The organism is Desulfovibrio sp. 1188_IL3213 (genome assembly GCF_036763145.1).
Lineage (GTDB): Bacteria > Desulfobacterota > Desulfovibrionia > Desulfovibrionales > Desulfovibrionaceae > Desulfovibrio.
The window spans coordinates 1-7,645 of sequence record NZ_JBAIYR010000076.1; the positions used below are offsets into that span (position 1 = coordinate 1).

Consider the following 7,645-nt stretch of genomic DNA (forward strand, 5'->3'; position numbering starts at 1 on the left):
CGTCCGGCGGCGGTGGCGGCTGCGCCGGCTGTTCCGGCGGCAACTGTGCAAGCTGCGGGCATTAGACGGTAAGATCATGCGAACTACTCTTACCATTGCTACACGCGGCAGTCGCCTGGCCCTCTGGCAGGCCGAACACGTCAAAAGCTGCCTTCAGGCAGCCATGCCCGGCCTTGAGGTGCACCTTAATGTCATAAAGACCAAGGGAGACATCATCCTTGATGTTCCCCTGGCCAAGGTTGGCGGCAAGGGGCTGTTTGTAAAGGAAATTGAAGAGGCCCTGCTCAACGGCGAGGCGGATCTGGCCGTCCACAGCATGAAAGACGTGCCGATGGAACTGCCCGAAGGGCTTATGCTCGGTTGCGTTCCCCCGCGCGAGGACCCGACAGACTGCCTGCTTTCGCACAAATATGACTCTGTTGCGTCGCTGCCCCCCAACGCCTGCGTGGGTACAAGCAGCCTGCGCCGTCAGGCCCAGCTGCTGGCCCAACGGCCGGATCTGCGCATTGAAAGCTTGCGCGGCAACGTGGATACGCGGCTGCGCAAACTGCAAGAGGGCGTATATGACGCCATAATCCTTGCCTCTGCCGGGCTGAACCGCCTGGGGCTTTCCGCGCCGTACATGCATGCGCTTGACCCGCACACTTTCCTGCCCGCGGTAGGCCAGGGGGCGCTTGGCATTGAATGCCGTGAGAACGACTACGAGCTTTTCACCCTTCTGGCCGAAATGGAAGACACCGCGACCCGCGTGTGCGTTGAGGCCGAACGGGGTTTTCTGGCCGGGCTTGAAGGCGGCTGCCAGGTTCCCATTGCCGGCCATGCGCGCCTGCTGGACGACGAAACCCTGCGCCTTGAAGGCCTGGTGGCCGAGGTTGACGGCAGCCGCATTCTGCGCTGCAGCAAGGATGGTCATACCTCTCAGGCGCGCCAATGGGGCCTTGAACTTGCCGAGGAAATTCTTGAGCAGGGCGGCAAAGGCATTCTTGAAAAACTTTATCGACAGTCATAGGTATACCACATAGATATGTCCAAAATCTCCCCTCTGCCCGAGTCCAGACTGCACGCTGCCATGGACCCTGCCCGCATTCCCTGGGATGACAGCCAGGCCATCCCGCCTTTGCGCAACGGGCGCAAAAACCCCTTCCAGCCCCGCGCCATGCAGGCGCTGGATCTTGCCCTGCAAATCAAGGCCCGCGGCTACCATGTCTACCTTTCAGGAGAGGCGGATCTGGGGCGTACCCGCATGCTTCTCGACTATCTGCGCCCGCAGGCCCGCAAGGCTCCCACCCCGCCGGATCTTGTCTATGTGCATAATTTTCAGGACCCGGACCATCCCCTGCTTTTTTCCCTGCCTGCGGGCCTGGGCAAAAAATTCAGGCAAAGCATGATGGAGATGGTGGACTCCATCGTCAAGGAACTGCCCCGCAGGTTTGAGGCCAGCACGTATTTGAAGCGCCGGGCCAAGCTTGTGGACAAATTCCAGACGGCCCGCATGGGGCTTTTGCGCAAGATGAACTCGGTAGCCGTGGACAAGGGTTTCAACCTGGACATGGATGAAAACGGCGGCTTGACGCTCTATCCTCTTGTCGAGGGCAAAAGGCTCAATGAAGAAGAGTTTGACAACCTGGACAGCACCATCCGCCTCAAGCTGAAAAGCCGCGGCGACAATCTTGTGCAGTCTATGGCCGGTCTTATGCGTCAGCTCAACAAGGCCGAGGAAAGCTTTCAGGATGACGAGCGCGGCCTTGAGCGCGATGCTATGGGGCAGGTGCTTGATACCCTGTTCACCCCCCTTGAGCAGCGCCTGCTCAAAGCATGCCCAGGGGATGATCTGGCCGCGTATTTTACGGCCATGCGCGAGGACATGCTGAAAAATACCGAAGCCTTTATGCACAGGGACGGCATGCCCCCTTCCCTCGCTGGCGATACCCACGGCGGCCCCGGCGCGGACATGGTTCTGTACCGTTATGCCGTAAACGTGCTGGTGGACAACAGCAAGCAGGAAGGCGCGCCCATTGTGGTCGATGACCATCCCACGGCCGTGAACCTTCTGGGCTGCATTGAACGCGAATCAGAAATGGGGGCGCTTGTCACAGACTTTACCCTGATCCGCGCGGGAAGCCTGCACAAGGCCAACGGCGGCTTTCTGGTGCTGCACGTGGAAGACCTGCTGCAGCACCCCACAGCCTGGGAAGGGCTGTTGCGCGCCTTGCGCTCCGATCAGGCCCGCATCGAAGATGCCGGCGAAGCGCCGGACACTGCCATCCGAACCAAAGGACTCAGCCCCGATCCGCTGCCCCTTGACCTCAAGGTGGTGCTCGTCGGCGGCGAAGACCTGTATGAGGGGCTGCTCGTCAATGACGACCGCTTTCCAAAGCTTTTTCGCATCAAGGCGCACATGGCGGATGAAACCGAGCGCAATGCCGCGAATATCCGCCATTACCTCGGCCACATCGCGCACATCATACGCGGCTGCGCGCTCCCTCCCTTTGACCGCACGGCCCTGGCATGGCTTGTGGACCTGGGCTCACACCTTTGCGAAGACCAACGCCGTCTTTCACTCAAGTTTCCCCTGTTACGCGAACTGATGATAGAAGCTTCCGCCCTGGCCCGTCTGAAGGGGGCCGACACGGTCAGCGCCCCCATTATGGAAGAAACCCATGCGGCGCGCCTTTATCGGGCCAATCTTGTGGAAGAAGTGTTTATGGAGGAATATGACCGTGAACTGATCAAGGTGCGCACATCGGGCGCAGCCGTTGGTCAGGTCAACGGCCTCTCGGTGACCTGGCACGGAAACTTCGAGTTCGGCCTGCCCCACTGCATTTCATGTACCGTAGGTGTGGGACACGAGGGCATCATCGACCTTGAGCGCGAGGCGGAACTCGGCGGCCCCATCCACACCAAGGCCATGATGATCATCAAAAGCTACCTCACCGACCTTTTTGCCCGCAAAAAGCCTCTTGTTCTTTCCGGTTCCCTGTATTTCGAGCAGAGCTATGCCGGCATTGAAGGCGATTCCGCCTCCGGCGCGGAACTGGTGGCCCTGCTCTCGGCGCTGGCCGATGTTCCCGTGCGGCTCGACCTGGCTTTTACGGGCGCGGTCAGCCATGCGGGACAGATCATGGCCGTGGGCGGCGTTACGCGCAAGGTGGAAGGTTTTTACAAGGTTTGCGCCAGGCATGGGCTTACCGGCACACAGGGTGTCATCATCCCCTATGACAACGCAGACCATCTCATGCTTTCGCCCGACGTGCTCCGGGCAGTGGAAAACAAACAGTTCAGCATCTACGCAGTGCGTCGCATTGAAGAGGCCCTGCTGTTGCTGACCGGTCTTGCCGCCGGGCGCAGACTGAAAAATGGAGGTTTTTCACGCGGCAGCCTGTATGACCTCGTTGACAAAAGACTTGAGCAACTGGGCGATTACGCACAAAATGCCTTCAGGAGAAGCAAACGGAGCTGACTTTTTATACATCTGCCGGGCTGCACGACACTGCAGTATTGACTTTACACGTTTTTGCAGATAATACAGTTAACTATAAGTAAGTAAGCAAAGGACTATCCAACCTGTTCCTGCGAAGACCATGATGAATAAAAGCAAAAAAGAAGCGTTGCTCCAGGCGGCCAAGGATCTGTTTGGCGAGTGTGGCTATGTAGAAACCACTTTCAAAAAGATTTCCGACAGGGCGGGGGTCGCGCTAGGCCTGCTGACCCACCATTACGGCAACAAGGAAAAGCTCTTTTTGGCTTCCGGCCTTGATGTGCTGGAGCATTTCCTGAAAAAGCTACGCCAGGCCACTGCCGATGCAGATTCCGGCTTTGACGGCGTCATGCGTTTTTGCAAGGCGTACCTTGATTTTTCCATTGACAAGGATTCCAACTGGCTGGTGCTTGTACGCTGTTCGCCCTACAGCGACATGAAAACCAAGACAGACCGTGACACCATGGATTCCATGTTTTCACAGGTGCATCAGGAGCTTGAAAGGGTCATTTCCCGTGGCATTGAAGACGGCAGCCTGGTCACGGTTGACAGCAAGTCAACGGCTCAGGTGATCATTTCCCTTATGGTGGGCGCCAACCGCACACGGGTGCTCACGCCTTATGCCGCGCCCACGCTGTACAAAGACGTGCTGGACTTTGTAGCCCGGTCCATCAAAGCCTGAGCGTATTTTTACGCAGCCAACGGCCAGGCACTGTTGACAACAACGTAAAGAACAGATAGAAAAAATTAATGAAGCTAACAACCGCCATCAGCTATTTTCGATATTATTTTACCGGAGTCAGCAACTGACCCCAGGATGCGCGGATATTTGGCAAATTTGCTTATAAGGTAACATAGCCGCCGACCATAGGGGTCGGCGGCTTTTTTAGTCTGTGCCTTTTAGCGCCGGAGGGCCAATGGATCTTGTTTCAACCCTGCTGCTGACGGACGCCGCCGTGCGTGTTGCCATGGCATTACTCGCCGGTTCTTTTGTACTGGCGCTTGTTACCCTGGTACGCCAGGTACAAAGGGGATAAGCCATGCTTGGCGACGCTCTCATCTGGCTCGGCTACATAGCCGTCTTTATCTGGCTGGCGCGAAAAGGACGCGGACACGACGCCATGGCGACGGGGCGCGTAGGTTTTGTCATTCAGGCGCTTGCCTATGTGGCAACGTATATTTCCGCCGTGGCCCTCGTGGGCTTCGGCGGACTTTCATATATGTACGGCATGCAAATGCTCCTGGTTGCCGCAGGCAACGTATGGCTCGGCACATGGCTTGTTTACCGCTATCTGGCATGGCCTACCAGGGTCTGTCAGCGCAACCTTCAGGCCCGTACGCCGACGCAGCTTATCGCCAAGGGACACAAAAGTCCGTTGCTGGGCAAGGCTCTTGCCCTGGTTTTTGCCATATTCCTTGGCGTTTATGCTTCCGCAGTCATCAAGGGTGCAGCCCTGATGCTGGCCCAGATACTGCCTGTTCCCGTCTGGGCGCTGATCTGGATAGCAGCCGTGGTGGTGGGCGTAGTGGTCTTTATCGGCGGTCTGCGTGGCGTTCTCTACACCGAAGCCATGCAGGGCATCGTCATGCTGGTGGGCATTGTGCTGCTTATCGGAGCCGTGCTCAACAGGGTTGGCGGCCCCATTGAAGGCATGGCGCAGTTGGCGCAGCTGCCGCCAACCCCCCTGGCAAATGCCGGTTTTCTTTCCCTTTCCACGGGGGAGCAAGGCTGGTTCATCATATCGCTGGTCATGGTCACATCCGTGGCGGTATGGGCGCAGCCGCAGATGATGCAGCGCCACTTTGCCCTGAACTCGCCCCGCCAGATCAACCGCATCACCCCTCTCGCCATGCTGGTGCTTACCGTGCTTGTGGGTGGCACGTATTTTGTGGCCGCATTGTCGCGCCTTATTCTGCCCGATGCGGCCTCGGCTGATGAAGTGGTGCCCCACCTTGTAAAAATGCTCATGCCCGATGTGGGGCTTCAGCTTTTCGTGCTGGCTATTGTTTCGGCCTCCCTGTCCACGGCAACGGCTCTTTTTCACATTGCCGTATCGGCCATTGCCGAAGATCTGCCCGGCCGGCCCGCCACAAGGTTTTCATGGTTTGTCGGCATTGTTTTCTGCGTGCTGATTTCGGGCGGCAGCGCACAGATCAAGGGGCAGCTCATCGCCCTTCTGTGTACCACCAGCTGGAGTATCGTCGGCGCGACGGTGCTGACAAGCTATGTGGCCCTTGTCCGCTTTGGCAAACGCAGCCCCATAGCCGCATGGCTGAGCTGCGGACTGGGCTTTGCCTCATGTCTGCTGTGGTATCTGCTGGCCAATAAAGCCGTCTCCCCTACCCCCGTACTTGGAATGCAAGCCGCCCTCATTCCTCCTTTTTTTGTGGGCATAGCCTTTTCGCTGATGGGCTGGTTTTTGGGCTGGGCGCTGGACCGCGAAGGACGCAAGGCTTCCACGTTCTGGCCCGCGCCCAATGCGTAACACAGAGAACTTTTCAACAGATCTTCCCGAAACAGGACCAAAAGATGACCAGCCCCCAATCACGCGGGCTGGTCACAAAAACCGCAACGGCTAATAAAATGACCGGCTTTTTTCGAAATTCCATCGAAAAAAGCCGGTCAATCCTTTTGTGAATGCGCTCAGATTTCAAAAAAATATACGTTCTTCAGCGCGCACAATGGCGTCCTGGCGGCGGCACAAACGTTTTCCCGGCAAAGCTACTTCGCATGAAGCAGAAAAAAGCTCGACGCTCAAGCCGCATAAGCCCACTGGACCCGCACCAAAACCGTCAGAACCCACAAAGCTCAGGCCATGCGTTTGGCAGGCAGAGAGCGGACATCACGAGAAAGCCCGTATCTACTGCATTCCCACTGCCGTATTGATTCTGGCGTTTGCAACCTTTTGCAGCCTGAAGTGAGGCAACTGAAAAAACTGGCAAAGTTTCCAACGGCTGAAAGCCAACATTTCATATTCTGATGATAAATTTTGCTCTTCCATGCCATCAATACCAAAGGAGGAGGAGGAGGAGGAGGCAATCCACTTAAACTCCCGCACACCGCCATATGAACAATGTCCCATCAGGGACAATGGTCAGCCTCGCGGCTTTATACCATTGTAGCCCTGATGGGACATATCAATTTTCTGCGATCTTTATTTTATCAGATCTGCGAGCTTACCAAGCTGCGCGCGCAGGCTTTTTAGGCTCGGCTTTATTCACCCGCAATGTACGGCCATCAAGATCTTGACCATTAAGGGCCGAGATAGCGCGACTGGCATCAGAGTCGTCCATTTCGATAAAACCAAAACCACGGGGACGGCCGCTTTCACGGTCCAACGGCAGTTTAACGGAAATTACGCTGCCATAGGTGGAAAACAGATTGGAAATGCTGTCTTCAGTTGTGGACCAAGCCAGATTGCCGATATAAATTGAAGTAGCCATAGAGACTCCGTTTGTTAGGGAGGGTAGACTTTCCGCTGGAAGCCTTACCCATGTAAAGTCTCTGGCAAAAAAATTTACGACGCCCGATCATTGAGTACAAAATATAGGAGAAATTAAATATTACGTCAACACAAAATAATTTTACTATACTTGATTATACCATTATCCACATGTTGTTTTACATCCATCCTCGGCATATAGCACACTTATTTTATATATAAATACAATAATAACAATTCAAACAGCATGTTCATATCCTCAATACTCACAACATCAACATGATTTGTTTATAAAAATCACTGATATTCAGATAATCATGACCAAGACATGAAATAAACCATGTACCATTGGAAAGTGGATCAGAGATGCCTGGAGAATGCATAATGAACTGCCTGTATTTTCAGCACCAGCACAAGAGCAGATACCGCCGCGCAGGCACATCCGCACAACGCCGTGCTTTACCTTGAGGGCATACGCATGAGCCAAGTTGATCCCTTGAGTAATTTCTGCTCCTGGAGCATAAAACGGAGGGGGTACGGCATACTCGCGCTGGGGCGATCTAGTCTGCGCGGCCCTCACGGGCGCTAGCCGTTGAGGATAACGTACGGTATTTTTCGCACATTCCCAAAATGGAAGTAGCCCTTCATGTCGGTTAGGTTTGGTTATGACCAAACAACCACCAAACCAGCATGAGGGCTACAAATGAAAGCTACCAAGGAGCAC

6 protein-coding genes are annotated in these 7,645 nt (G+C 55.4%); 4 read left to right on the forward strand and 2 right to left on the reverse strand.

Annotation, left to right across the window (positions count from 1 at the left end):
* The first annotated feature begins 76 nt into the window (after nt 1–76).
* The 4 genes from hemC (at nt 77) to V6C16_RS05390 (ending at nt 5,964) form a co-directional block, all read left to right on the forward strand.
* Entirely contained in the window at nt 77–1,009 is a 933-nt protein-coding gene (gene hemC, locus V6C16_RS05375; RefSeq protein ID WP_333536078.1) for a hydroxymethylbilane synthase, read from the forward strand.
* Between the two features lie 15 nt (nt 1,010–1,024).
* The gene (locus tag V6C16_RS05380) at nt 1,025–3,460 is read left to right on the forward strand and encodes a Lon protease family protein (RefSeq protein ID WP_333536074.1); all 2,436 of its coding nucleotides are present in this window, start codon (nt 1,025–1,027) and stop codon (nt 3,458–3,460) included.
* Between the two features lie 124 nt (nt 3,461–3,584).
* Nucleotides 3,585–4,160, forward strand: coding sequence for a TetR/AcrR family transcriptional regulator (locus tag V6C16_RS05385; RefSeq protein ID WP_333536076.1), 576 nt, complete (start codon nt 3,585–3,587; stop codon nt 4,158–4,160).
* Between the two features lie 358 nt (nt 4,161–4,518).
* Nucleotides 4,519–5,964 carry a sodium:solute symporter family protein gene (locus V6C16_RS05390; protein WP_333536073.1) on the forward strand — a complete coding sequence of 482 codons (1,446 nt, stop codon included), beginning with the start codon at nt 4,519–4,521 and terminating at the stop codon, nt 5,962–5,964.
* A 375-nt stretch (nt 5,965–6,339) separates the two neighbouring features.
* Here V6C16_RS05390 and V6C16_RS05395 read toward each other — a convergent pair whose 3' ends face one another.
* Together V6C16_RS05395 and V6C16_RS05400 are read right to left on the reverse strand one after the other, a co-directional pair.
* A complete protein-coding gene (locus tag V6C16_RS05395; RefSeq protein WP_333536070.1) occupies nt 6,340–6,570 on the reverse strand; it encodes a hypothetical protein in 231 nt (76 codons plus the stop codon).
* An 85-nt stretch (nt 6,571–6,655) separates the two neighbouring features.
* Nucleotides 6,656–6,922, reverse strand: a complete 267-nt coding sequence (locus V6C16_RS05400) for an RNA recognition motif domain-containing protein (protein WP_333536068.1) — start codon at nt 6,920–6,922, stop codon at nt 6,656–6,658.
* Between the last annotated feature and the right edge of the window lie 723 nt (nt 6,923–7,645).

What these genes read in the sequence shown, in the direction of transcription:
- hemC (WP_333536078.1), top strand. Translation starts at nt 77, where the DNA reads ATGCGAACTACTCTTACCATTGCTACACGCGGCAGTCGCCTGGCCCTC.
- V6C16_RS05380 (WP_333536074.1), top strand. Translation starts at nt 1,025, where the DNA reads ATGTCCAAAATCTCCCCTCTGCCCGAGTCCAGACTGCACGCTGCCATG.
- V6C16_RS05385 (WP_333536076.1), top strand. Translation starts at nt 3,585, where the DNA reads ATGAATAAAAGCAAAAAAGAAGCGTTGCTCCAGGCGGCCAAGGATCTG.
- V6C16_RS05390 (WP_333536073.1), top strand. Translation starts at nt 4,519, where the DNA reads ATGCTTGGCGACGCTCTCATCTGGCTCGGCTACATAGCCGTCTTTATC.
- V6C16_RS05400 (WP_333536068.1), bottom strand. Translation starts at nt 6,922, where the DNA reads ATGGCTACTTCAATTTATATCGGCAATCTGGCTTGGTCCACAACTGAA.